The organism is Nocardia stercoris (genome assembly GCF_003696265.1).
In the GTDB taxonomy this organism is placed as follows: domain Bacteria; phylum Actinomycetota; class Actinomycetes; order Mycobacteriales; family Mycobacteriaceae; genus Nocardia; species Nocardia stercoris.
The window spans coordinates 268,145-295,042 of sequence record NZ_RFFH01000002.1 but is presented as its reverse complement, the minus strand read 5'-3'; the positions used below and the strand labels follow the sequence as shown (position 1 = coordinate 295,042).

Here is a 26,898-nt window from a genome sequence, read left to right as displayed (position 1 = left end):
CAGCGAGTCCAGCTCAGCTGCGGCCAGCGTTGCCACCAACTGTACACAATCGTTACCGCGACGCAACCCTCGTTGTGACCCGAGTCGCATGCAAGTTGCCTTCCCGTAACCCAGTTCGGATAGGCGTCGACCGCGAGCGCGCAAATTCGCAGCTTTCGATCGACGGCAGCGCGCGCTACCGATCGGACTGCGCTCCGGATTCGGGTCCGGAATGCCGCCGAATGGAAACGATGCGCTACCCCCGGCGCGCAGCACTCCGCCTTCCGGTTCAGCTCGCGGACCACGAAACGCCGAGGTAGGCGGCCCAACAGTTTTACTTGTGACCGGAAATAACCCGATTAACAAACTTGAAGTTTGTTTCGAACCGAATTACTGAACCCGGCATATGCCACAAACCACCGCCTGCGAATGTCCACCCATTTTCCCGCCGGCGAACGCGGCACCAGGTAACCCGGCAGCCGCTCCCGCGACGCCACGATCCGGCACCCCCGCCGGGCCCGTACTGCGACGAACATCACACCAGCTGCCTCGAGCCGCCGCGCGCTCCCCGCGACCGGCCGCGTAACCCGTGGTCGATCGGCCGTTTTCGGCCGCAACCTGGCCGGATCACCGATCATGCTCGTGCGCAACGGATCCGGACAGCATCCTTGCCGCACGGAAGCGCTGCGATCATCGCCGCGAACGACAAAGATGAACGCGTGCGGACGAAGTTCTCATCCGAGCTCGCGGCGCTCACCGACGATCTCGCACGGCTCGCGAAGCTCGCCCGCGACGCCGCCGAACTCGCGATGGTGGCCGTCGCCGACGCCAACCTCACCGTGGCCTACGAGGTATTCGCACTCGGCGAGCAGTTACAGCTCGCCTACGGCGCCTGCGAGAACCGCGCCGTCCTGCTGCTCGCACTCGAAGCCCCCGTCGCGCGCGACCTGCGCCACGTGGTGAGCGCCATCCAGATCGCCGACGACCTCTCCCAGATCGGCCGGCTCACCGACCGGATCGCCGAAACCGTGGTGCGGCACTACCCGAAACCCATTGCGCCACCGGACCTGCTCGCCACCCTCGGCGCGATCGGCAGCAGCGTCGTCACCCTGGCCACCGCCGCCGGGCACACCATCACCGACCGGCACCCGGTTCCGCCCGCCGCCACCGGCAGCGCCGACGACACTGTGCCGCAACGGGTCCAGCAGCTGCTGTCCACGGTCACCGCCGCCGAATGGCCGCACGGCAGCGCCACCGCGGTGGATCTCGCGCTGCTGGCCCATCATTGGGAACGCTGCACCGCGCACCTGATCCGGATCGGCCGGCTCATCCAGTTCTTCCACACCGGCGTCCCGCTCTCCGCCGACCCCGAATGACCTGCGCACCCGACACGCCTGCCGCCCGAACCGGACCCCCGCGACCCCCCTCGGCCGGAGTAGTCTCAGCGAAGCGCACCGCTCGAGTTGCCCACGTTCCCTAGGCGTCGCCGAACCACCGAAGGGATGCGGTATGACGGCCACCGAACCTCGTGACGAGCTCGACCCGTACAACCCCGACCAGGGCCCCAGCCGCCGGCGCGCCGAAGTGGCGCCGCCCCAGTTCACCGGGCCCTACCGGCACCCGGCCGCCGGCTGGGGAGCCGCGAAATCGGTCGGCGCCTTCATGGTGCTCGGCGAGAAAGAGCCGGTCAGCGGCAGTCGGGCCATCCTGAAGATGAACCACGAGAACGGCGGCTTCGACTGCCCCGGCTGCGCCTGGCCCGACTCGATCAAGGGCACCCACCTCGACATCTGCGAGAACGGCATCAAACACGTCACGTGGGAGATGACGCACCGGCGGGTGAAACGCGAATTCTTCGACCGCCACACGGTGTCCGAGCTGGCCACCTGGAGCAGCTACGACCTCGAACACGAGGGCCGGCTCACCGAACCCATGGTCTACGACCCCGCGACCGACAAGTACGTGCCGATCGGCTGGCCGGAGGCCCTCGAACTCGTCGGCCGCGCGCTGCGCGAACTCGACGACCCCAACCAGGCCGCCTTCTACACCTCCGGACGGCTGCCCAACGAGCCCACCTTCCTATATCAGCAGCTGGCCCGCGAGCTCGGCACCAACAACCTGCCCGACTGCTCGAACATGTGCCACGAGGCCAGCGGCCGGGCGCTGCAGGCATCCCTGGGCACCGGGAAGGGCACCTGCGATCTGGAGGACTGGTCGGTCACCGACGCGCTGTTCATCCTGGGCGTCAACGCCGCGTCCAACGCACCGCGAATGCTGACCGCGCTGGCCGACGCCCACCGGCGCGGCGCGCAGATCGTGCACATCAACCCGTTCGTCGAGGCCGGGGCGAAGAGCACGATCATCCCGCACGAGTTCGTCGAGATGGCCATGTTCCATGCCACGCCGACCAGCACCCTGAACATCCAGCCGGTGATCGCCGGTGACTTCGCGCTGCTGCGCGGAATCGCGAAGGCGGTCCTCGAGACGTCCGAGACCGACGACAAGGCCCTCGACCACGAGTTCATCGAACGCTGGACCGAAGGTTTCGACGCGTACGCGGCGCTGCTGCGCGCCACCCCGTGGCCGGAACTGGTCGAGCAGTCGGGGGTCGAGGAGGCGGTCATCCGGCAGGCGGCCCGGATCTACACCGAGGCCGACCGCGCCATCATCAGCTGGTGCCTGGGCATCACCCAGGTCGAACACAGTGTCGACACCATCCGCGAAATCGTGAATCTGCTGCTCCTGCGCGGCAATCTGGGCCGCGAGGGCGCCGGCCCGTCACCGATCCGCGGGCACAGCAATGTGCAGGGCAACCGCACCTGCGGCATCGACAACAACCCGACCGCCGAATTCCTCGACCGGCTCGGCCAGGTGACCGGGATCGAACCGCCCCGCGCGCCCGGCTACGACGTCAACGAGAGCATCAGGGCGATGCACGCCGGCGCGGTCAAGGTGTTCGTGGGCATGGGAAATTTCGCCGCCGCCGCTCCCGACACCGCCTACACCTTCGAGGCACTGCGCAACACGGAACTGACCGTCCAGATCAGCACCAAGCTGAACCGCAGCCATGTGGTGCACGGCAAGCGGGCGCTGATCCTGCCCACCCTCGGACACACCGAGAAGGACTTCCAGCGCAGTGGCCTGCAGGTGACAACGGTCGAGGATTCGATGGCGATGGTGCACCGCTCGGAGGGTATGCGGACACCGCCCGCACCGGACCTGCGGTCGGAGACCGCGATCATCGGCGGCATCGCGATGGCGGCCCTGCCCGACTCGCCCACACCGTGGCAGGAGTGGATCGACGACTACGACCGGATCCGCGATGTGATGGCCAAGGTCATCGACGGTTTCGAGGACTACAACCGGCGGGTTCGGCTACCGCTCGGATTCCGGATCCGCCAGCCCGCACGGGAACTGGTGTTCCTCACTCCGTCGGGCAAGGCCGAGTTCTCCGCGGCGCCGCTACCGGACCTGCGCCTGCCCGCGGGCCGGTACCGGCTGTCGACGATGCGGTCGCACGACCAGTGGAACACCACCGTCTACTCGTACAACGACCGCTATCGCGGCGTGAAGAACCTGCGCACGCTGATCTTCATGAACCCGGACGACATGGCCGACCGCGGCTGGAAGCAGGGCGATCACGTCGACGTCACCAGTCATGCCCGTGACGGCAGCACTCGGACGGTGCGCGGTTACCGGCTGATCCCGTATCCGATCCCGCGCGGCTGCGTCCAGGGCTACATGCCGGAACTGAACGTGTTGATCGCGATCGGCGACACCAGCACACAGAGCGACCAGCCGCTCATGAAGAACATCCCGGTGAGCATCGAGGCGTCGGCATAGGGGCGCGGCGTGACCAGGAGCACACTCACCCGCGAAACAGGAAGAGCCGCAGCTCCATCGAGGAACTGCGGCTCTCCCGCTATCTTGTGGGCGAAGGGGGACTTGAACCCCCACGTCCCGAAGGACACTGGCACCTGAAGCCAGCGCGTCTGCCATTCCGCCACTCGCCCGAGCGACTCGAAAAAGTTAGCACGGCAACCGGCAGAAAAAGAAATCGCCTGGTCACAGGCCGTTCGGACGCCACGCCCGGGCTCGGGAACCGGCTGGACCCGCCAAGAGTTACAGGGGTGGGTAATCGTGGATATCATGCAGGGACCGGGCCCGGACCACGACACGCCTTGTCGGCGCGTCACGGAAACAGGCCGACAATGGGGAGGAGCCGACGTGTCACGAGCCGGCTACACACCACCGACCGAACCGCTACCGCAGCGACCGGCGCCGAACGAAAGGAGTGCGGGATGGGCATCGTTTCGCGCTTCGAGCGCCGCTTGCAGGGCGCGGTCGGTGACGCCTTCGCGCGAGTCTTCGGCGGCAGTGTCGTCCCCGCCGAGGTCGAGGCCGCACTGCAGCGGGAAGCCACCGACCGGGTCGAGGACGTGGGCGGACATCTGCTCGCCCCCAACAGCTATGTCATCACCGTCAGCGCCGCGGATCTCGAGCAGCTCGACGCCGACCACGACCTCACACTTCGGGCATTCGCCAAGCATCTCCAGGACTTCATCCGCGATCAAGGCTGGGAGACCTACGGCGAAGTGCACGTGGAATTCGAGGCATCCCCTACGCTGCACAGCGGACAGTTCAGAACGCGCGGTCGGGTCGACCCGGACGCGGGCCGACGGAACCCAGGAGGGCCGAGCCCTCGAACACCACGGGGTCCGACACGAACCTCCATGCCACCGGATCGCCCCGGACAATCTCGATACCGACCTGAAAACCCGCAACCAGGAGCTGGCCCCATGACGCAGAACTCAGGCTACGACCCCAGCCGTGAGCCCGCGGAGGACGCACGCAATCGCGGGTACGCGCCGCCGGCCGGTCGCCCCGGCCAGTACCGCGACGACTACGGCCACGGCGGCCAGCAGCAGTACGGCGGTGGCGAATACGGTGCCGCCGACGGCCAGTACGGCGGCGGCGAATACCAGCAGAACGGCTACGGCCAGCAGGGCGGCTACGACCAGCCGGGCTACGGCCAGCAGCCCGGCGGCTACGGCCAGCAGCAGGGTGGCTACGACCAGCAGGGTTACGACCAGGGCTACGGCCAGCAGGGCTACGGCCAGGGCGGTCAGCAGGCTTACGACCAGGGCTACGGTCAGCCGGGCGCGCCGGCTCCCGGCGGCTACGACCAGGGCTACGGCCAGGGCGGCCCGCAGGGCTACGGCCAGCAGCCGGGTTACGGCCAGCAGCCGGGTTACGACCAGGGCTACGGTCAGCAGCAGGGGTACGACCAGGGCTACGGTCAGCCGGGCGCGCCGGCTCCCGGCGGCTACGACCAGGGCTACGGCCAGGGCGGTCCGCAGGGTTACGGCCAGCAGCCGGGTTACGACCAGGGTGGCTACGACCAGCCGCAGGGCGGCGGTTACGACCAGCCGCAGGGCTACGGCCAGCAGCCCGGTGGCTACGGCCAGCCGGGCCGGGCCAACGCCGGCTACTCGGCGACCCTGCAGCTCGACGACGGCAGCGGCCGCACCTACCAGCTCCGCGAGGGCAGCAACATCATCGGCCGCGGCCAGGACGCGCACTTCCGGCTGCCCGACACCGGTGTCTCCCGCCGCCACATCGAGGTTCGCTGGGACGGCCAAGTGGCCATGCTCTCCGACTTGGGTTCCACGAACGGCACTCTCGTCAACGGATCGCCCGTTCAGGACTGGCAGCTCGCCGACGGCGATGTCATCCGTGCTGGGCATTCCGAGATCCTGATCCGAATCGTCTGATCCCGTAAGCTCGCCGGTGCCAACGGTGGGGCGCACCAATCCTGCGTCCCACCGTGCTGACAACCGGCCGACGGCCCTATGATGCTGCCCATACTCGGTCGGCACGCCAACGCCGGTCGAGGGTCGGCCCGTACCCACGGAACCAGTCGCGAGGAGGAGGTGGACCGCCGTGCAGGGATTGATCCTGCAACTGACCAGAGCGGGCTTCCTGCTGCTGCTGTGGTTGTTCGTGTGGGCGGTGCTGAAGACCTTGCGCAGCGACATCTACGCGGCTTCCGGAATTCGGATCCAGCCCCGGGCCCCGCGTGGGTCCGCGGTACTGCCGTCCTTCAACCGGGGCCAGAAGGGTGCCAAGTATCTAGTGGTGACTCAGGGCTCACTCGCCGGCACACGAATCACACTCGGCACTCAACCGGTTCTGATCGGACGTGCTGACGACTCCACGCTGGTACTCACAGACGATTACGCCTCGACCCGGCACGCGCGGCTGTCCCCGCGCGGCGACGACTGGTACGTCGAGGACCTAGGATCTACCAACGGAACGTACTTGGACCGCTCGAAAGTCACCACCCCCGTCCGTGTGCCGCTCGGGACTCCGGTCCGCGTCGGCAAGACAGTGATCGAGCTGCGATCGTGACTCTTGTTCTCCGCTACGCAGCGCGCAGCGACCGCGGTCTGGTCCGGGCCAACAACGAGGACTCCGTCTACGCGGGAGCGCGCCTGCTCGCCCTCGCCGACGGGATGGGCGGCCACGCCGCCGGTGAAGTCGCGAGCCAGTTGATGATCGCCGCGCTGGCCCACCTGGACGACGACGAGCCGGGCGACGATCTGCTCGGCAAGCTAGATCGGGCTGTGCGCGAAGGCAATGCGTCCATCGCCGACCAGGTCGAGGAGGAGCCCGAACTCGACGGCATGGGCACCACCCTGACCGCCATCCTGTTCGCCGGCCGCAAACTCGGCATGGCTCATATCGGCGACTCCCGCGCGTATCTGCTGCGCAACGGCGAACTCGCCCAGATCACCCGCGACGACACGTTCGTGCAGTCGCTGGTCGACGAGGGCCGGATCACCGCCGAACAGGCGCACACCCACCCGCAGCGGTCGCTGATCATGCGGGCGCTCACCGGGAACGAGATCGACCCCACGCTCATCATGCGCGAGGCCGTGGCCGGCGACCGGTACCTGCTGTGTTCCGACGGCCTGTCCGACGTGGTCAGCGACGAGACCATCGCCAACACGCTGCGCGAGGGCACCACCGACGACGCGGCCGACCGGCTCATCGAGCTGGCGCTGCGCAGCGGCGGCCCCGACAACGTCACCGTGGTCGTCGCCGACGTCATCGACGTCGACTACGGCCAGAGCCATCCGATCGTGGCCGGCGCGGCTTCCGGTGAGGACGAGGACGTTCCGCCGCCGAACACCGCCGCCGGGCGGGCCGCGGCCATGCGCCCGCCGCGCGCCACCCCGCGCCGGGCACCCGTCGCGGCCGAGCCGCCGGCGCCGCGCAAGCGGCACACCTGGCGGTGGATCAGCCTGGCCGTCGCACTGCTGGTCGCGGTCGCGGTCGGACTCGTGGTGGGCTACAACATGATTCGCAGCAACTACTATGTCGGCGCGCAAGACGACAATGTCGTGATCATGCGCGGCCTGCCCGGTTCGGTACCGGGTTCGGTGCTGGGCCTGACGATCCGCAGCGTCGACCAGGTCGCCTGTGTCGACCGGTCCGGCAACCCGACCGTGCTGGCGGCCGGTGCCGCGTTCCCGGCCGGCTGCAAGCAGCTGAAGGTGAACGACCTCAAACCCTCGGGCCGGGACAAGGTGCGCAACAACGCCCTGCAGCCGGGCAGCGTCGACGACACTCGCCGCCAGCTGCAGATGCTGGCCCAGCAGGAACTGCTGCCGGCCTGCGTCACGCAGACCGTGGTGGTGCCGCCGCCGGTGATCTTCCCGCCGGTGCCGACGCCCGCCCCGGCGCCGCCCGCCGACCCGAACCAGCCGGCCAACGCCAACCCGAGCGTGCCGCACGCCGACACTCCCGCACCGTCCACCATCGCGCCGCCGGTCACCCAGACCCCGGTGCCGCAGACTCCGGGAGAGAACTGCAGGAAGGCGGACTGATGTCCGCACCGGGCCTACCGTCCGTCGGTCCCTTCGCCAATCCGCCGGGCGGCTTCGCCCCCGCTCCGCGGCCCGCCACCCGACGCAATGTCGAACTGATGCTCCTGGCGGGGGCGGCGGCACTCACGGTCACCGGTCTGGTCCTGGTCGAAGCCGGTCAGAGCCAGGAGGTGACCTGGGATCCGGCGCTGCTGGGCCTCGGGTTCGCCGGGCTCTGGGGTGTGGCTCATCTGGCGGTGCGCCGGTTCGCACCGTTCACCGATCCGCTGCTGCTGCCGATCGTGGCCGCGCTCGACGGCCTGGGACTCGTGCTGATCCACCGGCTCGACCTCGAACAGGCCGAGGCCGCGGCACTGGGATCCGGTCCCGCGCCGGTGGCCGACGCACCGCATCAGCTGGCTTGGACGGCCGCCGCGGTCGCGCTGTTCCTGGTGGTGCTGGTGGTGGTCCGCGACTACCGCAGTCTCGCGAGCCGGGGCTGGATCCTCGGGGTGCTGGGCCTGCTGGCGCTGGCACTGCCCGCACTCCTGCCGGCCCGGTTCGCCGAGGTCGACGGCGCGCGGCTGTGGCTGCACGTGCCCGGATTCTCGATGCAGCCCGGGGTTTTCGCGCTGCTCGCGCTGGTCGTATGCGCTGCGTCGGTGCTGGTGTCGCGGCGCGAACTGTTCACCGCCGCCGGCCGCCACCTGTTCGGCCTGGAACTGCCCCGGATCCGGGACCTGTGGACGCTGCTGCTGGTCGGCCTGGTCGCGTTCGGCGTGCTGATCTTCGAACGCGACCTCGGCGCGGCCGCACTGGTTTTCGTGCTCGCACTGGCCATGCTGTACACCGCGACCGAGCGCACCGGCTGGCTCGCGGTCGGCGGGGTGCTGCTGGTCGGCGAGCTGGTCGCCGGATATCAGCTGTCCGAGTCGATTCGGGCCGCGGTCGCGGCCTGGCTGCATCCGTTCACCGAGCCCGGCGGCTATCCGGTGGTGCAGTCGCTGTTCGGCCTGGCCACCGGCGGGGCCGGCGGCACCGGCCTGGGCAGCGGCCGGCCGTCGCAGGTGCCGCTGGCGAAGACCTCGTTCATCGTCGCCGGACTCGGTGAGGAACTGGGCCTGATCGGGCTCACCGCGGTCCTGCTGCTGTTCACCGTGCTGGCCGTACGCGGGTTGCGCACGGCGATGGCGGTGCGGGACAGCTTCGGCAAGCTGTTGGCGGCGGGTCTGTCGATCACGCTGGCGCTGCAGGTGTTCCTGGTGGTCGGCGGCGTCACCCGGATCCTGCCGCGCACCGGGCTGCCCACCCCGTTCCTGTCCTACGGTGGTTCGGCGCTGCTGGCCGACCTCGCGCTGGTCGCGCTGCTGGCGCGGATCTCGGACGCGGCGCGCGCGCCGGCCCCGGTCCGCAAGCGCGAGACCGCGGGCGACGCTACCAGCGAACTGCCCCGCCACACCACGACCGAGGTCCTGCGCCCGACGGACTCGGCCAACCTGAAGGGAGTGGGCGCGTGAACACTCCCCTGCGTCGCGTCGCACTGGCCGTCATGGTGATGGTGCTGGCCCTGCTGGCCAATGCCACCTATGTCCAGGTCTTCGAAGCCGACAAGCTGCGCGACGACCCGCGCAACCAGCGGGTGCTGCTGGACGAATACTCGCGGCAGCGCGGCCAGATCTCGGCCCAGGGCACGGTCCTGGCCACCTCGGTGGCCACCGACGACCGATACAAGTACCTGCGCACCTACCCGACCGACCCGCTCGCCTACAGCCCGGTGACCGGCTTCTATTCGTTGCAGTACAGCCGCACCCAGCTCGAACTGGCCGAGGACTCGGTGCTCAACGGCTCGGACAACAAACTGTTCGGCCGGCGCCTGATCGACCTGATCTCCGGGCGCGACCCGCGCGGCGGCAATGTGGTCACCACGATCAACCCGGTCATGCAGAAGGTCGCCTACGACGAACTGACCGCCAAGCACTACACCGGCTCGGTGGTGGCGATCGAGCCGAGCACCGGCCGGATCCTCACCATGGTGTCGACGCCGAGCTTCGACCCCAACCAGCTGTCCGGGCACGACGGCGCCAAGAGCACCCAGGCGTGGGAACAGTTGAACTCCGACCCGAAGCAGCCCATGTTGAATCGAGCTGTGTCGGAGATCTATCCGCCCGGATCCACCTTCAAGGTGATCACGGCCGCGGCCGCGCTCTCGGCCGGTATCAAGCCCGAGGACGCCTTCACCTCGGCACCGAACATCACGCTGCCCGGAACCGCGACCACGCTGGAGAACTACAACGGCACGCCGTGCGGGCAGGGGCCCAATGCCTCGATGTACGACGCGTTCCGGCTGTCCTGCAACACCGCCTTCGCCGAGATCGGCATGAAGGTCGGTGCGGCCAAGCTCAAGGACATGGCGTCGGCGTTCGGGCTCGGCTCGGAGATGAACGTGCCGATGCCGGTGGCCACCAGCCAGACCGGGCCGATCAGCGACCTGCCGTCCTTGGCGCAGAGCAGCATCGGCCAGCGCGATGTGGCGATGACCCCGCTGCAGGACGCGATCGTGGCCGCCACGGTCGCCAACGGTGGGGTGCGGATGGAACCGCATCTGGTCGACCAGTTGCAGGGCCCCGACCTGAGCGTGCTGTCGCAGACCAAGCCGGTGTCGGTCGGCCAGGCGGTGTCCGCGCCGGTCGCCTCCCAGCTCACCTCTCTGATGCTCGCCTCGGAGCAGGCCACCACCGGCGGCACGCAGCCGCGCCCTTACCAGATCGCCTCCAAGACAGGAACCGCCGAACACGGTGACGACCCCCGCAACACACCGCCGCACGCGTGGTACATCGCCTTCGCACCCGCCCAGAACCCCAAGATCGCGATCGCGGTGATCGTGGAGAACGGTGGTGACCGGGCGCTGGCCGCCACCGGCGGATCGGTCGCCGCGCCGATCGCCCGGTCGGTGCTCGACGCCGGACTGTTGGGGGGCTGAACGATGATGCGTACCAGCCGTGAACGGGGGGCCTCATGCTGACCAACGGTGCGTTGATCGCGGATCGGTACCGCCTGCTGCGCCTGATCGCGACCGGCGGGATGGGCCAGGTCTGGGAGGCGACGGACACCCGGCTCGACCGCCGGGTGGCGATCAAGGTCCTCAAGGCCGAGTTCTCCGCGGATCCGACCTTCCGCCAGCGGTTCCGGACCGAGGCCCGGACCACCGCGCAGCTGAACCACCCGGGTATCGCCGGCATCTACGACTACGGCGAGACCACCGATCCGGCCAACGGCGAAACCGCCTATCTGGTCATGGAATTGGTGCAGGGTGAGCCGTTGAACGCGGTGCTGGGCCGACTGGAACGGCTGTCGGTCGTGCAGGCGCTCGACATGCTCGAGCAGACCGGCCGCGCACTCGACGTGGCGCACACGGCCGGGGTGGTGCACCGGGACGTGAAGCCCGGGAACATCCTGGTCACCCCGATCGGGCAGGTGAAGATCACCGACTTCGGCATCGCGAAGGCGGTCGACGCCTCGCCGGTGACGAAGACCGGAATGGTCATGGGCACCGCGCAATACATCGCGCCCGAGCAGGCCACCGGCGACGACGCCACCTCCGCCAGTGACGTGTACTCGCTGGGTGTGGTGGGTTACGAGGCGCTGAGCGGTGTGCGGCCGTTCACCGGTGACGGCGCGCTGACCGTCGCCATGAAGCACGTGCGGGAGATGCCGCCGCCGATGCCGGTGGATCTGCCCGACAACGTGCGGGAACTGATCGACATCACGCTGGCGAAGGATCCGGCGAACCGGTACGCGACCGGCGGCGAGTTCGCCGACGCGGTCGCCGCGGTGCGCGCCGGGCACCGGCCGCCGCCGCCGCGCAACGCGGCCGTGGCGACCGGCGCGACCCGCGTGCTGCCGCCGGGCACCCCGCCGCCACCCCCGGTGCCGCCGGAGTACGACGCGGCGACCGCCCGGTACCCCTCGGGTCCGGGACGCCCGGCCATGCCGCAGTCGGTGGGTGGCACCACGGTGCTGCCGCCGAACAGCTATCCCGGCCCGTCGAATTACGGCGGTTCGGGGTCGAAGCCGCAGCACATGCAGAAGTCGCGATTCGACATCGCGAACATGACGCGCGGGCAGCGGACGCTGGCCGGTCTCGGCGTCGCCGCGGTCGTGCTGTTCGGTCTCGCGGCGTATGTGCTGTTCAGCGGTTCGCCGCCGGCGCCGACCACGGTGACCACGCCTCCGGTGGCCCCGGTGACCACCCCCCAGACGACGACCTACACGACGACCGCGGCGCCGACCACCACCGAAGAGCCGACGACCACGGTCCCGTACTTCCCGGTGCCGACCACGACCCCGCCACCGCCGCCGCCACCGACGACGACCACGGTGCCGACGACGATCGTGACGACACCGTCGACGACTTCGTCGGTCGTCACGACATCGCCGACCAAGACCACCCCAGGTCACACCACGTTCACGCCTTCGGGCCTACCATCGTTTTCTGTGCCTCCCGGTCCGTTCGGAACCGGGATCGACGAGAGTCTCCCGCCGCCCCCCGGATCTCGAGGACAGTCATGACAACCCCGAAGAATCTCTCTTCCCGCTACGAGCTGGGTGAGATCATCGGGTTCGGTGGCATGTCGGAGGTCCACAAGGCTCGGGATCTGCGGCTGGGCCGCGACGTGGCGATCAAGGTGTTGCGCGCCGACCTGGCCCGCGACCCGACGTTCTATCTGCGCTTCAAGCGCGAGGCGCAGAACGCGGCCGCCCTGAACCATCCGGCCATCGTGGCGGTGTACGACACCGGCGAGGCGGAGATCGACGGTGGTCCGCTGCCCTACATCGTGATGGAGTACGTCGACGGCGACACCCTGCGCGATATCGTGCGCGGTACGGGTCCGCTGCCGCCGCGCCGCGCGATGGAGGTGGTCGCGGATGTGTGTGCGGCCCTGGACTTCAGCCACAAGAACGGCATCGTGCACCGCGACATGAAGCCGGCCAACATCATGATCAACCGCCAGGGCGCGGTGAAGGTGATGGACTTCGGTATCGCGCGGGCGATCCACGACAGCGCGAACCCGGTCACCCAGACCGCCGCGGTGATCGGTACGGCGCAATACCTTTCGCCGGAGCAGGCCCGCGGCGAGCCGGTCGACGCCCGTTCGGACGTGTATTCGGTCGGCTGTGTGCTGTACGAGATCCTCACCGGCGAACCGCCGTTCACCGGTGACTCGCCGATCGCGGTGGCCTACCAGCATGTCCGGGAGGATCCGAAGTCGCCGTCGCACGTCCATCCGGGTGTGCCGCGCGAGCTGGATGCCGTGGTGCTCAAGGCGATGGCCAAGAATCCGGCCAACCGCTACCAGTCGGCCGCGGAGATGCGCCAGGACCTGATCCGGGTGCTGGGCGGCCAGAAGCCGAACGCGCCCACGGTGATGACCGAGGAGGACCGCACCACCATGCTCGGCGCGGTGCCGCCGTCGCGCGGCTACCGCTCCGGTGACCGTGGTGACGACACCGCGGAGCAGGTGGTCGCGACCGGTGACGGTGGTGGCCGGCGCAGCCTGCTCATGGGTCTGCTGCTCGCTGTCGCCCTGGCGGTGGTGGGAACGGTCGCGTGGCTGGTGATCTCGCCGTTGACGAAGCCGGATCAGGTCGGGGTGCCGGATCTGTCGAACAAGCCGGCCGCGACGGCGCAGAGCGAATTGCAGTCCGCCGGTTTCTCGGTCGCGATCCAGGAGAAGCCGGACCCGAAGGTGGGGGTGGGCAATGTGATCGCCACCCAGCCGCTGGGTGGTTCGCGCGCGCCCAAGGGCAGCACCGTCACGTTGCAGGTGTCCACCGGCCCGCAGGAGGTGCAGGTCCCGCGCCTGAACACGCTGAATCAGCAGCAGGCCGAACAGCAGCTGAATGCGGTGGGCCTGCAATTGAATCCGCAGATCCAGCGCGACACGTCCAGTGCCGACGACAAGGACAAGGTGATCTCCTCGAACCCGAGCGCGGGCTCGAAGGTGGACTGGGGCAGCCAGGTCACGATCACGCTGGGTAAGGGACCCGATCAGGTCCGGGTGCCGGACGTGGTGGGGCAGAGCATCGATGTGGCGCAGCCGAATCTGGAGGACAGCGCCGGATTCAAGATCACGGTGCAGGAGGTCCAGTCGACGCAGCCCAAGGGGCAGGTCATCGCGACCAGTCCGGCCGGGGGCACGCTGGCCGACAAGGGTTCGACGGTCACCGTGCAGGTGTCCTCGGGTGATCAGATCACCATGCCGAGCCTGGTCGGGCTGACCCCGTCCGCCGCGGTGGACGCCTTGCGCGCCAAGGGCTGGACCGGGACGGCCGCCAATATCGTGCAGACCTCGCAGGGCACCTTCGACGCCGGCAGCGTGGGCAAGATCGCCAGCCAGACACCGACTCCGGGTGGTCTGGTGGCCCGTAACGGCAGCGTCAACGTGGTCGTCTACGTCCTCGGACCGCCCTGATCCGGGACAGCCTGCCGTGCAGCGCCCTCGGGGACTTCTCCGGGGGCGCTGCGCCGTTCAGAACAGGTGGCGGTTCATCGACATGGCCTCGTCGGCGAGGTCGGTCAATTCGACGACCTCGACGCCGTGTTCACGCAGCGTCTCGATGCCGACGCAGTCGGCCACGAACAGCGCCGGTTCCCGCCAGGCGACCACGACGCGCCGGATACCGGCGGCCAGGATCCGGTCGGTGCACGGCAGCCGGTCGACGCTCGCCCGCTGGGAGCAGGGTTCCAGCGTGCTGTAGATGGTGGCCGTCCGCAGCCGTGGATCGGCGCCGAGCTTGTTCAGCGCCGATTCCTCGGCGTGCACCTTGGGGTCGGTCTCCCGCGAATAGCCGTGGCGCAGTTCGACTCCGTCGGCACCCACGATGACCGCGCCGACCGAGTAGGCGCCCGGGCTGGGCGGGGACAGCCGGGCCAGGCCGATGGCGTGCCGCATCCAGCGCCGGTCGACGGAGACATCGGGTGGTGGATCCCAGCGCACGAGCCCTCCTCAATCGCGGACGGGGGCGTGCGGCCGGGGCCGGTATCGCAGGACCGCGACGTCTCCGACCCGGTCGACGTCCACCAGTTCCATTCTGCGCTCGGAACCGCCCGGGAAAGCGGCCGGATGCAGAAAGCGCGGTGCGGCCGGATCACCGACGAGGACGGGCGCCACGGCGAGCAGCAGCTCGTCGGCGAGATCGGCGGCCAGGAAGGCGGTGTGGACACGGCCGCCGCCCTCGACCATCAGCCGGGTGACGCCGCGGCGGCCCAGGTCGTCGAGCAGGTCACCGAAGTCGATCTCCGGGCCGAGCGTGACGACCTCGGCGCGGCCGGCGAGTCGGTCGCCGAGCGTCCGGGCGCCGGTGTCGGTGGTGTAGACCAGCGCCGCGCCGCCGGGGAGAAACACCCGCAGGCCGGGGTCCAGGTCACCGCTCGCAGTGACGGTCACGCGCAGCGGCAGTTCGGGTTCACCGGCGGCCGCCCGTACGGCCCGGCGGCCCGCGTCGGCGATCCGCAGCCGGGGATCGTCGCGGCGCAGGGTCTCGGCGCCGACCAGGATGGCGTCGGACGCGGCGCGGACGGCATCGACCCGGTCGAAATCGGCCGAGTTGGACAGCAGCAGCCGTTCGACCCGCGCGTCGTCGAGGTAGCCGTCGAGGCTGACCGCGACGGACAGGGTGACGAAGGGCCGGGTCGTCACACCAGGGCCGCTACTTCGGCTTCCAGCGTCGCCACCAAGCCCTCGGCCGGGCGCTCGCCGCATGCGGCCAGCCAGTTGGCGAGCATGCGGTGCCCGCCCTGGGTGAGTACCGATTCGGGGTGGAACTGGACGCCGTGGATCGGCAGGGTGCGGTGCCGCAGCGCCATGACGATTCCGGTCTCGGTGCGGCCGATCACCTCGATGTCGGCGGGCAGCGTGTCCTCGAGGACGGTGAGCGAGTGGTAGCGGGTGGCGGTGAACGGGTCGGGCAGCCCGGCGAGCACCCCAGCGTCGCTGTGGAAGACCGAGCTGGTCTTGCCGTGCAGCAGTTCGGGTGCGCGGGTGACGGTGGCGCCGAAGGCCTCGCCGATGGCCTGGTGGCCCAGGCAGACGCCGAGCAGCGGGGTCGCGGTGCGGGCGCAGGCGTGGACCAGTTCGATGCTGGTGCCGGCGCGGTCCGGGGTGCCGGGGCCGGGGCTGATCAGGATGCCGTCGTAGCCGGTGACCAACGCGTCGAGGCCGCTCGCGGTGGCCGCCGCGGTGGTGAGTTCCGGGTCGTCGTTGCGCCGGACCGTGGCCTCCACTCCGAGCTGCCCCAGATACTGGACCAGGTTGAACACGAAGCTGTCGTAGTTGTCGACGACCAGAACACGCATGGTTGAAGGGTACGTGGGACGCGCAAGAGTATTACCTCCCGCTCTCGATCGCGCCTGGTGGGTTAGCCTTCAAGGGAGACCAGTCTCCCCGAACACGAGGACGTCATGCCCAAGTCGAAGGTCCGCAAGAAGACCGATTACTCCGCCGTCAGCGGTAACAACCGCACTCCGGTCAAGGTCAAGGGTGGGCCGTCGCCGGTGTGGTACGTGGTCATCATGCTCGGGTTCATGCTGGCCGGTCTGGCGTGGCTGCTCGTCTACTACCTGGCCTCGGATCACATCACCTGGATGGCGGATCTGAACGCCTGGAACTTCCTCATCGGCTTCGGCCTCATGGTGATCGGCCTGGTCATGACGATGCGGTGGCGGTAAGGCATCGAGTCGGTGACGAGCGGATAACAGCGATGTCATTCACTCACACCTGTGGATAACCCTGTGCACAACTCACCGGAATCCCTGAATTGGTCGACGCCCCCGGCCGCGCTCGTCGCGACCGGAATCGGCGGCCTGGTGCTGCTCGGCGCGGCGGTCGTGGCCCCGGATCCGCCGGCCCGGCTGCTCGTCGGACTGGCCGCCGCACTGCTGTTGGGGATGACCGCGGTCGCACTGCGCCTCCGGCCGCGCCTGACGGCCCGCCTCGATCCCCCACGGCTCGTGGTGGGCGGATTGCGGCGTCCCGCCGAGTACTCCCCCGCCCAGGTGATGCGCGCCCGCGTGCTCAGTCCGCGGCGGCACGGCCGGTCGGTGCCCTCGCTGGAGATCGACATCGAGGCCGACGGCCACGAGCGGCTGTTGATCTTCGGCCGCTGGGACCTCGGCGCGCATCCCCAGGACGTGCTCGACGCTCTGATCGTGCACGGCGTGGTGCCGCACGAGGACGCGGGCCGCTAGAAGGACTGCATCGACGCGGCCGCCGCGCCGATCAGGACCACCGCCGCGAGCGCCACGCCCGCGACCGCGAACCACCCGATCCGGGCCGCGTCGGCCGGAGTGCGGGCGCCGGCCCGTTCCGGCAGGAACAGGATGCCCGCGGTGGCGAGGGTGCCGGTGGCGAGCCCGCCCAGGTGACCCCACAGCGAGATTCCGGGCAGGGTCAGGCTGATGAACAGGTTGATCGCGATCAGCACCAGGATCTGCACCGGGCTCTGCTTCAACCGCAGCAGGATGATCGTGACGGCGCCGAACAGCCCGTAGATCGCGCCCGAGGCGCCCGCGGTCGCGGCGTCGCGCGCCAGCCACATCACGGCGGCCGAACCGCCCAGCAGCGACGTCAGGTACACCGCGAGATAGCGTGGCCGGCCCAGGGCCAGCTCGGTGTCGCGCCCGAGGATGTAGAGCGCGAACATGTTGACCGCCAGGTGCAGCGGACCGTAGTGCAGGAAGCCGGATCCGATCACCCGGATCCACTGCCCCGCGGCGACACCGTCGGGAATCATCACCCAGTCGCGGAACAGCGGCGACCCGACATTGTCGGCGAGACTGTGGGATTGCGCGACGGTGATCGCGAAGACCAACACGTTCAACGCGATCAGCGCATAGGTGACGTACGGCGTGGGCCGCCGGGCCGGAGCCGGCCGCGCCTTCGCCTCGGCGCGCACGCACTCGTCGCAGTGGCTGCCGACGGGTGCCGCGTGCAGGCATTGCGGGCAGGCCGGCCGCCCGCACCGAGTGCAGGACAGTCCGGTGGGACGGTCCGGGTGGCGATAACAGCTCGGGGTGGGCGGCCGGTCGTGCACGATCTGATCCGATCTAGGCGATGCTGATTCCGGTAATGGTGACCTCGTCCTTGGGACGGTCGTTGCGGTCCACCGCGGTGGTGGCGATGCTGTCGACCACCTTGCGGGAGTCGGGGTCGGTGACCTCACCGAAGATGGTGTGCCGACGGTTGAGGTGCGGCTGCGGGCCCACGGTGATGAAGAACTGGGAACCGTTGGTGCCCGGCCCGGCGTTGGCCATGGCGAGCAGGTAGCCGCGGTCGAAGCGGAGTTCGGGGTGGAACTCGTCGCCGAACTCGTAGCCGGGGCCGCCGCGTCCGGTCCCGGTGGGGTCGCCGCCCTGGATCATGAACCCGTCGATCACGCGGTGGAACACCGAGCCGTCGTAGAACGGCCCGGTCTTGGTCCCGGAGGCATTCTCGGAGGTGTATTCGGCGGTTCCGTCGGCGAGGCCGACGAAGTTGCGCACCGTCTTCGGGGCATGGTTACCGAAGAGCGAGATCTTGATGTCGCCGTGGTTGGTGTGCAGTGTGGCGACTGCGGTCGGATTCGGTGTGGTCACCCGCACATGGTGCCTCATCCGGCTCACCAGTCACCGCATACCCCGCCCGGCGTGGTCGCGATCCGGGCCGACATGCCCCTGACCTGCGGCGGTGCGCGACCGGCGTGTCTGTGACACAGTGGTCGCATGGCACGTACCCGGCTCGTACTGGCCGTCCTCGTCGCATTCGGCGGCGGCGCGGCCTGGTTGTTGTCCACTCGTCGTCCTCAGCTGCCCGAGCCGGCCGCCGAACCGCCGCGCCTGGGGCACAGTTCGCGAAATCGCTGACACCACCGTCGCCGCCGCCGCCCGGATCCGCTGGGCCACCGGCAATCTGCGACACGCCGACAATCGTTGTCCCGGGTGAAATAGCGCCGATCCCGCGGGTTCGGCATACCTCCTGGTGAAAGGCACATTTGCGCCGAACCGCCGCCCGCAACATCGTGTAAATGCTTGCGCGCCAGCCGATTCGATCGCGATCCCTGGCGCATCGGTGACGCGGCAACGGGAGGGCAATCGCCGGGTGGAAAAGATTTTCCGAATGCGGTTTCCCTCATCACCCCACAAAGCGCCGACGTCGCGTAGGATCTGAGTCGTCGGCCCCTCCCCCCCGGGCCGACCTCCAGCGGGCCTCGGCAAACTCCCCCCCTTCGCCGAGGCCCGCTCCCATGCCCGGGGACCTCCGACGTCACGGATGAGCTGCTAGCTCTGGCGAACTCGCGCCCGGCGCACCAGATGCGGCCGCAGCCGGCTGATCCCGCGCACGTGCACCGGACGCAGCCCCCACACCGAGAATTCGGGATCGGCGGCCAGTTCCGCGGCCGCCTCGTCGTCGACCAGAACCGTGCCGGGACGGGCCAGACCGGTCAGCCGGGCGGCGGTGTTGACCACGGTGCCGTACAGGTCCCCGAACCGTTGCAGCACCTCGCCGTAGGCGATTCCGGTGCGCAGATCGGGGGTGGCGTCGGCCTTGCGGATCGCGTCCTGGATGACGAGCGCGATCCGCACCGCCGCGGCCGGGGTGTCGGCGGCGAACATGACCTCGTCGCCGAGGTTCTTCACCACCCAGCCACCGTTGTTCGCGATCACCTCGGCGGTGATCCCTTCGAACGAATGCAGTAGCTCGGTGAGCTCGCCGAGATCGAGACGCCTTGTGAGCCTGGTGAATCCGACCATGTCGGCGAATCCGACCGCCAGCCGGCGGGTGGTGCCGGCGGCGCTGTCGTCGGCCGGGGCACCCGACGCCCGCGTCAGCGCGGCGGCCAGATGCCGCCGCCACACATAGGAGTTCATGGCCTCGAACGCGGACATGACGGTCGCGGTGGCGGCCGCCGCCGCGTCGGCGGGGTCCCGGTCCGGATCCGCGGCGAGCAGCACCTCGACCTGTTTGCCGATCTCGTCGACGACGACATCGACCTGCCATTCGGCCAGCCGGGCCGCCCATTGCCCGACGGCCCGGGTCACCGCCGTCTGGCGGTCGATGTCCAGGTCCGCGAAACTCGGTATGCCGCGGAACGTTTCGATAGCGGTGAGATCGGCGGCCGCATATTCGCGGGCCGAATCGTCACCGGTGGCCGCGAACCCGAGTGCGACCCACAGCCGCTGTGTCACCTCCGACGGCACACCGGTGCGTTCGCTGACATCGACACGACTGAATTCGCGCGGACCGCCGAGGAGATATTCCTCGATGGCCGTCAGCACGACGGATGACAAACCCGGGTTGGCCATGATTCGACCTTACGGCCGAATCAGCGCGTGGTGACCTCGTGCCACAGGTCGGCCTCGTTGCGCTGGCGGAACTTGGTGACGGCGAACACGGCGGCGGCGATGACACCCAGAACCAGAACGAATTTCATGAATCACCTCTGTGTGATGCGGGACGACCCGGAACGGCACGAAGTGCCGGGCAACGGAGCCGAGACCCGGAACGATATGTCGGCATCGAACGTAGCACGCGAAACCCTTGCCGCGCCGTAATGGACAGCGCGGCAACACTATCGGACACAACTGTGGACAACTTTCCTCACCCGGTCCAGGGCGGGGTCCGGCGTAATTCGTTGCGGGCCACCGTGCGGCGGTGCACCGCGTCCGGTCCGTCGACGATGCGCAGTACCCGCGCCCAGGCATAGAAATACGCGAGCACCGTGTCGTCGCTGACGCCCGCCGCACCGAAAACCTCTATCGCACGGTCGATCACCGCGGTCGCCACCGCCGGCGCGGCGACCTTGATTCCGGAGATCTCGGTGAGCGCGCCCTTCGCGCCGTGCCGATCGATCAGCCACGCCGTCTTCTGCACATACAGCCGCACCTGATCGATCTCGATGCGGGACTTGGCGATCAGCTCCCGCACCACGCCCTGGTCGGCAAGCGGACCGCCGAATGCGGTGCGGGACTTGGCCCGTTCCACCATGAGCGCCAGCGCCCGTTCGGCCATGCCGATCGCGCGCATGGCGTGGTGGATCCGGCCCGGCCCGAGCCGGGCCTGCGCGATCCGGAACCCGTCCCCCGGCTCGGCCAGCAGGTTCGCCGCCGGCACCCGGACGTTCTCGAACACCAGCTCGGAGTGTCCGTGCTGGTCCTGGTACCCGAAGATCGGCAGATGCCGCACGATGCCGACGCCCGGCGTGTCGCGCGGGACCAGGATCATCGACTGCCGACGGTAGGGCTCGGCGTCCGGATCGGTCTGCCCCATCACGATGAAGATCTCGCAGCGGTCGTCGGCCACGCCGGTGATCCACCATTTGCGGCCGTCGATCACATAGTCGTCGCCGTCGCGGCGGATCGAGGTGCGGATATTGGTGGCGTCGGAGGAGGCCACGTCGGGTTCGGTCATCGCGAAGGCGGACCGGATGGTGCCGTCGAGCAGCGGCTCCAGCCAGCGCCGCTTCTGCTCCTCGGTCCCGAACAGCTCGAGCGTCTCCATGTTGCCGGTATCGGGCGCCTGGCAGTTCATCGCCTCCGGCGCGATCACCGGGGACCAGCCACTGACCTCGGCGACCGCCGCGTACTGCAGATTGGTCAGCCCCGACCAGGCCGGCAGGAACAGATTCCACAGGCCGCGCGCCCGGGCCGACTTCTTCAGCTCTTCCATGACCGGCGGATGCGAATGCTCACCGTGCTCGCGCAGATACTCGGCCCAGACCGGTTCGGCGGGGAAGACCTCCTCCCGCATGAACTCCCAGGTCCGGTCCACCACCTCGGTGGTCTTCGAGTCGAGCGCGAAATCCATCGGCGGGCTCCTCCGCGAAGTTGCGAACGGGACCAGCCTACGGCGGTCCGGGCCTTTCATCCGGTTCTATCGCCGTGAATCGGCGGAATCGGGGGCACGACGCTAGGTCGGGCGGGCGGCCGTGCCGGGCACCGGCGGCTTCACTACCGTGGCCGGAATGACCACATTGCGCATTCCCGCCCGATTCAACGGCCCGCCGGACTCCGGCAACGGCGGTTACGTGGCGGGCATGCTGGCCGCGACTCGGGACGAGCCGGTAGTGCGGATCATGTTGCGCACCCCGCCACCGCTGGAGACCCCGCTGCGGGTCGCCGACGGCAACCTGCTGCACGGCGAGCAGGTGGTCGCCACGTCCGCGCCGGCCGGGTTCGAGCACGAGCCGCCGCCACCGGTCGCACCCGAGCTCGCGGCCGCGGTGAGCGGCGCCCACAACGGCGGCGAGGTATTCGGGCACTGTTTCGTGTGCGGCAGCCTGCGCACCGACGGTCTCGGCATCCAGGCCGGTCCGGTGGGCTCGGGGGTCGTGGCCGCACCGTGGTCTCCGGACGGCACCGTCGCGATCGACACGCCCCTGCTGTGGGCCGTGATGGACTGTCCCGGCGGCTGGGCCGTGCCGGGCATGTTCGACCGCCCCGCTCTCCTCGGCTCGATGACCGCGACCCTGCTGGATCTCCCCGCCCCGGCCGAGGAGTGCGTGGTGGTCGGTGCCCTGCACGCGCAGGACGGCCGCAAGATCCGCACCGCCACTGCCCTCTACGGCAGCGACGACCGCCTGATCAGTCGCTCCGAGCAGGTGTGGATCCGGCTGGCGGGCTGATCTCCGCGGCGATTCGGCCGGTTCACGGTCCCGATCGGCTCGCGGCCGCGGGCTGCCAAGATGGTTCCATGGTCGAACGACTCAGTCCCACGGTGTCGATGTTCGTGGCCTACCGTTCCGCCGAGAACCGTGTGTTCGCGGACTTGCGGGCAGCCGGATTCGACGACCTCACGCTGCAGCAGGCGCGCGTTGTGGCCCGGCTGGCGCCGGACGGTATCCGGCTCACCGATCTCGCCGAACAGACGCAGGTCACCAAGCAGACCGCCACCCATCTGGTGGACCAGCTCGAGCGGTCCGGCTATGTGCGGCGGGTTCCGGATCCGGCGGACGGGCGGGGCCGGCTGGTGCAGATCGCCGACCGGGGCCGCCTGGCGCTGGAGGTGGCGGCGGCCGCGGACCGGGCGATCGTGCGGGAATGGACCGCGCACCTGGGTGCGGATCGGATGCGTGAGTTCCGCAAGAGCTTGGCGATGTTGCGCGAGATCACAGACCCCTATCAGTAGTTCGATGATAGAACTATATTTAGTTCGAACTTCGAACTGAATAGGAGTGGATCGCCGGCGGAACCATGCTCGAGCTCGGCGGCCATCGAATCTCGGATCGCTTCTGACACTAGCCCTCACCGAACCCGCCTACCGAAAGACATTGCGGGCCGTCATGGGACGCCGGCTCGACGATGCCGAACTGCACCAGTTGTGGCTGGCGACCAGCAGCGACGGCGGCCGCGCGATCCAGCCGAATATCCTGCGCTACATCGGCGAACGGCACGCCAACGCCACCCGCTGGGTACAGGCCCTCGAGTCCTACCCCGGCCCGCTGCTGTTCGTCTGGGGCCCGGACGACCCCAACAGCGGCGGACACGTCCTACCACGCTTGCGAGAACGGTTGGGCCACGCGGAATTCGTCGTCCTCGACGAGGAACCGGTCACCGGCCACTACCCACATCTGGAGAACCCGCAGCCCGTCGGCGCGGCCCTGACGCGGTTCTTCACCGAAGGCTGAGTGCGTGGGAGCGGCTCGACGGGAGCGGTACCCGAAAGGAGCTGAGCCCTAATCGATCTCGGTTCGCAGGTGCGGGGCCAGGTCCATGCCGGCGGTGAGCATGGCGGTGACCAGGTCGACCAGATGTTCCCGGGTCGTGTCGAATTCGCCGCGGAGCCAGGCGGCTACGAGTTCCATTACCCCGCTCACGGCGGCGTAGGCGGCCATGTCACCGTCTACCTGGTCGGGAGCCTTGTCGCCCAACAGGTCTCGGGTCATTTCCGCCATGACGACGGCGATCGTGTGGGTGCTGGTGGTGCGGGCGCGCTGGACCACTTCGGCTGCCTGGGAATTCAGTAGCAGCTGGCCGCGGCGGTGGTCGTCAGTGACGAAGGTGATGGCGGCGTCGACGGCCGCGTGGATCTGACCACGAACATCGGGGGCGGGCGCCAGGGCGGCGGGGACCACCACCTCCAGGCCGCGGGCGGTGACGTCCTGGGCGACGGCGTCCAGGATGGCGTCGCGGTCGGCGAAGTGTTCGTAGAAGTAGCGGTCGTTGAGCCGGGCACGGCCGCAGACCGCGCGCTTGGTGACGGCGCTCGCCCCGCCCTCGGCGTAGAGGTCGAGTGCGGCGTCCAGCAGTGCGGCCCGGCGCCGGTCCCGGCGTTGCTCCGCGGTTTCACCGCCGTAGCTGCGGGTCGCTGCTGTCATCCTGCCATCTTCCCCATTCTCTTGACCGGGCGCCAATTTCTGGTGCATCCTGGCACCAGAAATTATTTGGTGTCATGACGCACCAGATGAGGCGTCAGGACGAAGGAGTCCACATGACCTGCCCGGTGAACCCCCACGGCACGGCGGCTACCGCACCGACCACGCCCGCGGTCGTGGAACGATTCGACGACGCCGCCGGAACCGTGTTCATCACGCTGTTCGCCTCCGCGCTCTTCGATCAGACCCTCCTGCCGGAAGTCTCCGCGGCCCTGGTGTACACCGGCCGGATCCGAAACCAGCCGTGGGGCCGGGCCATGCGGTCGGCGGCGTCCGACCAGATCGTCTTCCACGGCGAGGAGGGCGACCGCCGCGTCGAGATGGAACGGCTCAAACTCCTGCACCGCGACGTCAAGGGCGTGAGCCCCGACGGGATCCGCTACAGCGCCCTGCATCCCGAGAGCTGGAACTGGATCCTGATCAGCACCTTCTTCATGTACCGCGGCGCCTTCCTCGCCCTGACCGGTGAAAAGCTCGATGCCGCAGGCAATCAGGCGATCTGGGACCGGGTCCGCACCAACGTCGAGGGGCTGCAGCTGCCCGGCCGGGCCCGCCTGATCGAGGACTACACCGAGCTGTGCGCCTACTACGACCGCATGGTCGCCGAGAAACTCACCCCCACCGAGACCACCGCCGACGCCTGCGCGACGGTCCGGCGCCCGCCGCGGCCACCGTTCCTGCCCGCCCTCGCCGAACCACTCTGGCGCGCGACCCGCCCGCTGGCCGGCCACGTCTCCGGCGTCCTCGGCTACGGCATCATGCATCCCGGCGCCCGCGCCCTGCTGCCGATCACCTGGACCCGCCGCCACGACCTGGAATTCGCCGTCCTGACCGCCCTGGTCCGCGTCGGCTACCGGTATCTGCCCACCTGGGCCACCGACACCCCACTGGCCCGCAACCGCCGCCAGTACCGGCGGCTGGTCGGCAACTATCGCGACATCGGGCTCACCTCGTTCACCCCGGACACCACGGCGGCGCTGCGGCCCGCGTAACCGTTTTCGCTCACGCAGACCCGGGACAGCCGAGATCCATCGCCGGATTCGGCGCACACGAAAAGACCCTCTCGACCGGCCGTACCGCCGGTCGAGAGGGTCTCGGGTGTGGAGCGTAGGGGAATCGAACCCCTGACCTCCGCCTTGCAAAGGCGGCGCTCTGCCAATTGAGCTAACGCCCCGGAGCGACAGATTCTGTCACCGCGTCTCCGGAACGGTACCCGCCCGGGCGGGACCCGGTCAAAACGTTCGGGGTGGCGCGGCCCTCACCAGCTGGGCGTGGTCAGGTATTCGAAGCATTCGATCGTGCCGCCCTGTTCGGTGTGCGGATGTCCCCGCATCAGCTCCAGCAGGGCCTCGGCATTGTCGGCCTGCATGATCGAGAATCCGCCGACTCCGGGTTCGGCGCCGGGTGAGACCGGTACCAGCGGCGATCCGAGGTCGACGATGGCGTGTCCGACGCGGCCGACCCAGTCCATCCAGGCCTGCACGCCGGCCTGCTGTTCGTCCGCGCTGGACAACGCGAGTTGCTCGGCAGCCGAACGCTCCGACTTGTACAGAACCAGGAACTTCGTCATACGTCGAACCCTCCTGCCGCGTCGCCCGTGGTGACCGGCTCGGCCACCGCGCCCCATCATCGCAGCCGAAGTCCGGAATGAGCGGCCGCCACCAGCGAAAACGGTCGTAGTAGACAACCCGCGGACGCTGCCGGACACGACACCGGGCGGTACGCCGCGGCGGCGGTACTGTGTGCCTGCGTTCGATGCTGTTCCCCGACCGAAGTCTTCGAAGGAGAGCTATGCGTATCGTGCGGGCGAGTCTCGTCACCGCGGCCGTCGCCGGAGCCGTCGTGACCGGAGCCGGTGCGGCACAAGCCGATCAGACCGTGACAGCCAACCTGCAATTCCTGGACTGCGCGATGACCGCCGACATCATGGACATCCCCGCCCTCACCGCCGCCCCACCGGAAACCATCACAGTCTCCGACGAGGCCGCCGCCCAACTCCGCCAAGCCGGCTGCCTCTGAACCCACACAACGAGAAAGGTTTCGAGCGGCACTCGTTCCGGGTCACCCGGTGACGGGGTCGTTCGCTGCCTTCCTGCTGCCCAGCTCAGGAGCCTGGCGTAGTACTCAGGCCGGCTACTGTGCGGCGCTTCCAGCCCATTGCGGCTGGCGCGCTCATCCCGAGCATCACAAGGATCATGAGTTCCGGCCAGCGCACGGTCAGCAGCCAGCCACCGGCTGTGGCGACATACGCCAGCCCCAGGAGTCGCTCAGCAGCCCTGGATCGTTGGGCATATCCGCGCAGGACCAGGTGCCTGAGCCTTGTCGAACCGACCAGGATCACTAGCCCGAAGGTAAGGAAGAGAACGGCCACCCCGACGGTGCATACCTCGGTAAACCCGGTGATCTGCTTTATCTCCACCGGACGTCCCCCTGATCGACCACTGCTTCTCCACAGAGCATCGGTGGCGGGTCCTGAGCTGTCAAGCTGGAGTGCCAGCGGACAGGTCGTCTATCCGCCCCTGAGCTCGAAATCGCTTCCCAGTTGGGAGAGCCCGGGGTCGACGTCGCCGCGGGGCAGGCACGCCGCCTCGACTATCGCCGGTGAATCCAGTCCCGGCCAGCGCCTGGGCGGCACATGTTT

28 protein-coding genes, 2 tRNA genes and 1 pseudogene are annotated in these 26,898 nt (G+C 69.0%); 18 read left to right on the top strand and 13 right to left on the bottom strand.

All coding sequences use genetic code 11. The features are described from left to right. Positions 1–698: 698 nt before the first annotated feature. Entirely contained in the window at positions 699–1,355 is a 657-nt protein-coding gene (locus EBN03_RS06810; protein WP_122187352.1) for a phosphate signaling complex PhoU family protein, read from the top strand. Positions 1,356–1,488: 133 nt separating this feature from the next. Further along, positions 1,489–3,822: an FdhF/YdeP family oxidoreductase gene (locus EBN03_RS06805; protein WP_122187055.1), complete on the top strand. Its 2,334-nt coding sequence runs from the start codon at positions 1,489–1,491 to the stop codon at positions 3,820–3,822. Positions 3,823–3,909: 87 nt separating this feature from the next. Here EBN03_RS06805 and EBN03_RS06800 read toward each other — a convergent pair. Further along, positions 3,910–3,992, bottom strand: a tRNA-Leu gene (locus EBN03_RS06800). Positions 3,993–4,190: 198 nt separating this feature from the next. Between EBN03_RS06800 and EBN03_RS35770 the strand changes: the two are divergent. From EBN03_RS35770 to pknB, 8 genes and pseudogenes are all read left to right on the top strand, one after another. After that, positions 4,191–4,571: pseudogene (locus EBN03_RS35770) on the top strand (DUF3662 domain-containing protein); the annotation flags it as partial. Between the two features lie 207 nt (positions 4,572–4,778). Next, positions 4,779–5,753 carry an FHA domain-containing protein gene (locus EBN03_RS06795; protein WP_233608211.1) on the top strand — a complete coding sequence of 325 codons (975 nt, stop codon included), beginning with the start codon at positions 4,779–4,781 and terminating at the stop codon, positions 5,751–5,753. Positions 5,754–5,922: 169 nt separating this feature from the next. Continuing rightward, positions 5,923–6,390 (top strand): FHA domain-containing protein FhaB/FipA, encoded by a 468-nt coding sequence (locus EBN03_RS06790; protein WP_122187053.1) that lies wholly within the window; start codon positions 5,923–5,925, stop codon positions 6,388–6,390. Further along, positions 6,387–7,871: a PP2C family protein-serine/threonine phosphatase gene (locus EBN03_RS06785; protein ID WP_122187052.1), complete on the top strand. Its 1,485-nt coding sequence runs from the start codon at positions 6,387–6,389 to the stop codon at positions 7,869–7,871. Before EBN03_RS06790 ends, EBN03_RS06785 begins: the two co-directional genes overlap by 4 nt. After that, complete coding sequence (locus EBN03_RS06780) at positions 7,871–9,367, top strand: FtsW/RodA/SpoVE family cell cycle protein (protein WP_122187051.1); 1,497 nt, start codon at positions 7,871–7,873, stop codon at positions 9,365–9,367. Before EBN03_RS06785 ends, EBN03_RS06780 begins: the two co-directional genes overlap by 1 nt. Then, the gene (locus EBN03_RS06775) at positions 9,364–10,830 is read left to right on the top strand and encodes a peptidoglycan D,D-transpeptidase FtsI family protein (protein WP_122187050.1); all 1,467 of its coding nucleotides are present in this window, start codon (positions 9,364–9,366) and stop codon (positions 10,828–10,830) included. Before EBN03_RS06780 ends, EBN03_RS06775 begins: the two co-directional genes overlap by 4 nt. A 35-nt stretch (positions 10,831–10,865) precedes the next feature. Continuing rightward, the gene (locus tag EBN03_RS06770) at positions 10,866–12,419 is read left to right on the top strand and encodes a serine/threonine-protein kinase (protein ID WP_122187049.1); all 1,554 of its coding nucleotides are present in this window, start codon (positions 10,866–10,868) and stop codon (positions 12,417–12,419) included. Further along, complete coding sequence (gene pknB, locus EBN03_RS06765) at positions 12,416–14,323, top strand: Stk1 family PASTA domain-containing Ser/Thr kinase (RefSeq protein WP_122187048.1); 1,908 nt, start codon at positions 12,416–12,418, stop codon at positions 14,321–14,323. Before EBN03_RS06770 ends, pknB begins: the two co-directional genes overlap by 4 nt. A 57-nt stretch (positions 14,324–14,380) precedes the next feature. Here the strand turns inward: pknB and EBN03_RS06760 are convergent, their stop codons facing one another. From EBN03_RS06760 to EBN03_RS06750, 3 genes are read right to left on the bottom strand one after another with little or no spacing between them, the layout of a single operon-like run. Beyond that, entirely contained in the window at positions 14,381–14,848 is a 468-nt protein-coding gene (locus EBN03_RS06760) for a deaminase (RefSeq protein WP_233608210.1), read from the bottom strand. Between the two features lie 9 nt (positions 14,849–14,857). Then, positions 14,858–15,550: a RibD family protein gene (locus tag EBN03_RS06755; RefSeq protein ID WP_233608209.1), complete on the bottom strand. Its 693-nt coding sequence runs from the start codon at positions 15,548–15,550 to the stop codon at positions 14,858–14,860. Further along, complete coding sequence (locus tag EBN03_RS06750) at positions 15,547–16,206, bottom strand: aminodeoxychorismate/anthranilate synthase component II (RefSeq protein WP_122187045.1); 660 nt, start codon at positions 16,204–16,206, stop codon at positions 15,547–15,549. The genes EBN03_RS06755 and EBN03_RS06750 overlap by 4 nt, the downstream gene beginning before the upstream one ends. Positions 16,207–16,311: 105 nt before the next feature. Between EBN03_RS06750 and crgA the strand changes: the two genes are divergently transcribed. Then, positions 16,312–16,578 carry a cell division protein CrgA gene (gene crgA / locus EBN03_RS06745; RefSeq protein ID WP_122187044.1) on the top strand — a complete coding sequence of 89 codons (267 nt, stop codon included), beginning with the start codon at positions 16,312–16,314 and terminating at the stop codon, positions 16,576–16,578. A 51-nt stretch (positions 16,579–16,629) separates the two neighbouring features. After that, positions 16,630–17,097 carry a PH domain-containing protein gene (locus EBN03_RS06740; RefSeq protein WP_122187043.1) on the top strand — a complete coding sequence of 156 codons (468 nt, stop codon included), beginning with the start codon at positions 16,630–16,632 and terminating at the stop codon, positions 17,095–17,097. Here EBN03_RS06740 and EBN03_RS06735 read toward each other — a convergent pair. Both EBN03_RS06735 and EBN03_RS06730 read right to left on the bottom strand, forming a co-directional pair. Then, a complete protein-coding gene (locus EBN03_RS06735) occupies positions 17,094–17,942 on the bottom strand; it encodes a rhomboid family intramembrane serine protease (protein ID WP_122187042.1) in 849 nt (282 codons plus the stop codon). The genes EBN03_RS06740 and EBN03_RS06735 overlap by 4 nt on opposite strands. Positions 17,943–17,955: 13 nt before the next feature. Continuing rightward, a complete protein-coding gene (locus EBN03_RS06730) occupies positions 17,956–18,483 on the bottom strand; it encodes a peptidylprolyl isomerase (RefSeq protein WP_122187351.1) in 528 nt (175 codons plus the stop codon). 126 nt (positions 18,484–18,609) lie between these two features. Here EBN03_RS06730 and EBN03_RS34485 point away from each other — a divergent pair, with 126 nt between their 5' ends. Beyond that, complete coding sequence (locus tag EBN03_RS34485) at positions 18,610–18,750, top strand: hypothetical protein (protein WP_199742641.1); 141 nt, start codon at positions 18,610–18,612, stop codon at positions 18,748–18,750. Positions 18,751–19,164: 414 nt separating this feature from the next. Here EBN03_RS34485 and EBN03_RS06725 read toward each other — a convergent pair whose 3' ends face one another. The 3 genes from EBN03_RS06725 to EBN03_RS06720 form a co-directional block, all read right to left on the bottom strand. Beyond that, positions 19,165–20,190: an adenylate/guanylate cyclase domain-containing protein gene (locus EBN03_RS06725; protein ID WP_122187041.1), complete on the bottom strand. Its 1,026-nt coding sequence runs from the start codon at positions 20,188–20,190 to the stop codon at positions 19,165–19,167. Positions 20,191–20,210: 20 nt separating this feature from the next. Then, positions 20,211–20,318 carry a DLW-39 family protein gene (locus tag EBN03_RS34905; protein WP_233608208.1) on the bottom strand — a complete coding sequence of 36 codons (108 nt, stop codon included), beginning with the start codon at positions 20,316–20,318 and terminating at the stop codon, positions 20,211–20,213. Positions 20,319–20,485: 167 nt separating this feature from the next. Continuing rightward, on the bottom strand, positions 20,486–21,691 hold the full coding sequence (locus EBN03_RS06720) for an acyl-CoA dehydrogenase family protein (protein ID WP_122187040.1): 1,206 nt from the start codon (positions 21,689–21,691) through the stop codon (positions 20,486–20,488). Between the two features lie 157 nt (positions 21,692–21,848). On the opposite strand from EBN03_RS06720, the gene EBN03_RS06715 reads away from it, so the two are divergent. From EBN03_RS06715 to EBN03_RS06705, 3 genes are all read left to right on the top strand, one after another. Next, the gene (locus tag EBN03_RS06715) at positions 21,849–22,508 is read left to right on the top strand and encodes a hypothetical protein (RefSeq protein WP_122187350.1); all 660 of its coding nucleotides are present in this window, start codon (positions 21,849–21,851) and stop codon (positions 22,506–22,508) included. A gap of 68 nt (positions 22,509–22,576) precedes the next feature. Next, positions 22,577–23,011, top strand: a complete 435-nt coding sequence (locus tag EBN03_RS06710) for a MarR family winged helix-turn-helix transcriptional regulator (protein ID WP_122187349.1) — start codon at positions 22,577–22,579, stop codon at positions 23,009–23,011. A 154-nt stretch (positions 23,012–23,165) separates the two neighbouring features. Further along, positions 23,166–23,510, top strand: coding sequence for an alpha/beta fold hydrolase (locus EBN03_RS06705; protein ID WP_122187039.1), 345 nt, complete (start codon positions 23,166–23,168; stop codon positions 23,508–23,510). 48 nt (positions 23,511–23,558) lie between these two features. On the opposite strand, the gene EBN03_RS06700 is transcribed toward EBN03_RS06705, so the two are convergent. After that, complete coding sequence (locus EBN03_RS06700; RefSeq protein ID WP_158675552.1) at positions 23,559–24,200, bottom strand: TetR/AcrR family transcriptional regulator; 642 nt, start codon at positions 24,198–24,200, stop codon at positions 23,559–23,561. A gap of 113 nt (positions 24,201–24,313) precedes the next feature. Between EBN03_RS06700 and EBN03_RS06695 the strand changes: the two genes are divergently transcribed. Continuing rightward, positions 24,314–25,249, top strand: coding sequence for an oxygenase MpaB family protein (locus tag EBN03_RS06695; RefSeq protein ID WP_122187037.1), 936 nt, complete (start codon positions 24,314–24,316; stop codon positions 25,247–25,249). A gap of 109 nt (positions 25,250–25,358) precedes the next feature. Here the strand turns inward: EBN03_RS06695 and EBN03_RS06690 are convergent. Continuing rightward, positions 25,359–25,431, bottom strand: a tRNA-Ala gene (locus EBN03_RS06690). An 84-nt stretch (positions 25,432–25,515) separates the two neighbouring features. After that, on the bottom strand, positions 25,516–25,827 hold the full coding sequence (locus EBN03_RS06685) for a YciI family protein (RefSeq protein ID WP_122187036.1): 312 nt from the start codon (positions 25,825–25,827) through the stop codon (positions 25,516–25,518). A 221-nt stretch (positions 25,828–26,048) separates the two neighbouring features. On the opposite strand from EBN03_RS06685, the gene EBN03_RS06680 reads away from it, so the two are divergent. Then, positions 26,049–26,276 carry a hypothetical protein gene (locus EBN03_RS06680; protein WP_122187035.1) on the top strand — a complete coding sequence of 76 codons (228 nt, stop codon included), beginning with the start codon at positions 26,049–26,051 and terminating at the stop codon, positions 26,274–26,276. 85 nt (positions 26,277–26,361) lie between these two features. Here the strand turns inward: EBN03_RS06680 and EBN03_RS06675 are convergent, their stop codons facing one another. Beyond that, positions 26,362–26,676 carry a hypothetical protein gene (locus EBN03_RS06675; RefSeq protein WP_122187034.1) on the bottom strand — a complete coding sequence of 105 codons (315 nt, stop codon included), beginning with the start codon at positions 26,674–26,676 and terminating at the stop codon, positions 26,362–26,364. Between the last annotated feature and the right edge of the window lie 222 nt (positions 26,677–26,898).

What these genes read in the sequence shown, in the direction of transcription:
- EBN03_RS06710 (WP_122187349.1), top strand. Translation starts at nt 22,577, where the DNA reads ATGGTCGAACGACTCAGTCCCACGGTGTCGATGTTCGTGGCCTACCGT.
- EBN03_RS34905 (WP_233608208.1), bottom strand. Translation starts at nt 20,318, where the DNA reads ATGAAATTCGTTCTGGTTCTGGGTGTCATCGCCGCCGCCGTGTTCGCC.
- EBN03_RS06780 (WP_122187051.1), top strand. Translation starts at nt 7,871, where the DNA reads ATGTCCGCACCGGGCCTACCGTCCGTCGGTCCCTTCGCCAATCCGCCG.
- crgA (WP_122187044.1), top strand. Translation starts at nt 16,312, where the DNA reads ATGCCCAAGTCGAAGGTCCGCAAGAAGACCGATTACTCCGCCGTCAGC.
- EBN03_RS06685 (WP_122187036.1), bottom strand. Translation starts at nt 25,827, where the DNA reads ATGACGAAGTTCCTGGTTCTGTACAAGTCGGAGCGTTCGGCTGCCGAG.
- EBN03_RS06725 (WP_122187041.1), bottom strand. Translation starts at nt 20,190, where the DNA reads ATGGCCAACCCGGGTTTGTCATCCGTCGTGCTGACGGCCATCGAGGAA.
- EBN03_RS06695 (WP_122187037.1), top strand. Translation starts at nt 24,314, where the DNA reads ATGACCTGCCCGGTGAACCCCCACGGCACGGCGGCTACCGCACCGACC.
- pknB (WP_122187048.1), top strand. Translation starts at nt 12,416, where the DNA reads ATGACAACCCCGAAGAATCTCTCTTCCCGCTACGAGCTGGGTGAGATC.
- EBN03_RS06720 (WP_122187040.1), bottom strand. Translation starts at nt 21,691, where the DNA reads ATGGATTTCGCGCTCGACTCGAAGACCACCGAGGTGGTGGACCGGACC.
- EBN03_RS06805 (WP_122187055.1), top strand. Translation starts at nt 1,489, where the DNA reads ATGACGGCCACCGAACCTCGTGACGAGCTCGACCCGTACAACCCCGAC.
- EBN03_RS06705 (WP_122187039.1), top strand. Translation starts at nt 23,166, where the DNA reads ATGGGACGCCGGCTCGACGATGCCGAACTGCACCAGTTGTGGCTGGCG.
- EBN03_RS06795 (WP_233608211.1), top strand. Translation starts at nt 4,779, where the DNA reads ATGACGCAGAACTCAGGCTACGACCCCAGCCGTGAGCCCGCGGAGGAC.
- EBN03_RS06750 (WP_122187045.1), bottom strand. Translation starts at nt 16,206, where the DNA reads ATGCGTGTTCTGGTCGTCGACAACTACGACAGCTTCGTGTTCAACCTG.
- EBN03_RS06770 (WP_122187049.1), top strand. Translation starts at nt 10,866, where the DNA reads ATGCTGACCAACGGTGCGTTGATCGCGGATCGGTACCGCCTGCTGCGC.
- EBN03_RS06715 (WP_122187350.1), top strand. Translation starts at nt 21,849, where the DNA reads ATGACCACATTGCGCATTCCCGCCCGATTCAACGGCCCGCCGGACTCC.
- EBN03_RS06700 (WP_158675552.1), bottom strand. Translation starts at nt 24,200, where the DNA reads ATGACAGCAGCGACCCGCAGCTACGGCGGTGAAACCGCGGAGCAACGC.
- EBN03_RS06680 (WP_122187035.1), top strand. Translation starts at nt 26,049, where the DNA reads ATGCGTATCGTGCGGGCGAGTCTCGTCACCGCGGCCGTCGCCGGAGCC.
- EBN03_RS34485 (WP_199742641.1), top strand. Translation starts at nt 18,610, where the DNA reads ATGGCACGTACCCGGCTCGTACTGGCCGTCCTCGTCGCATTCGGCGGC.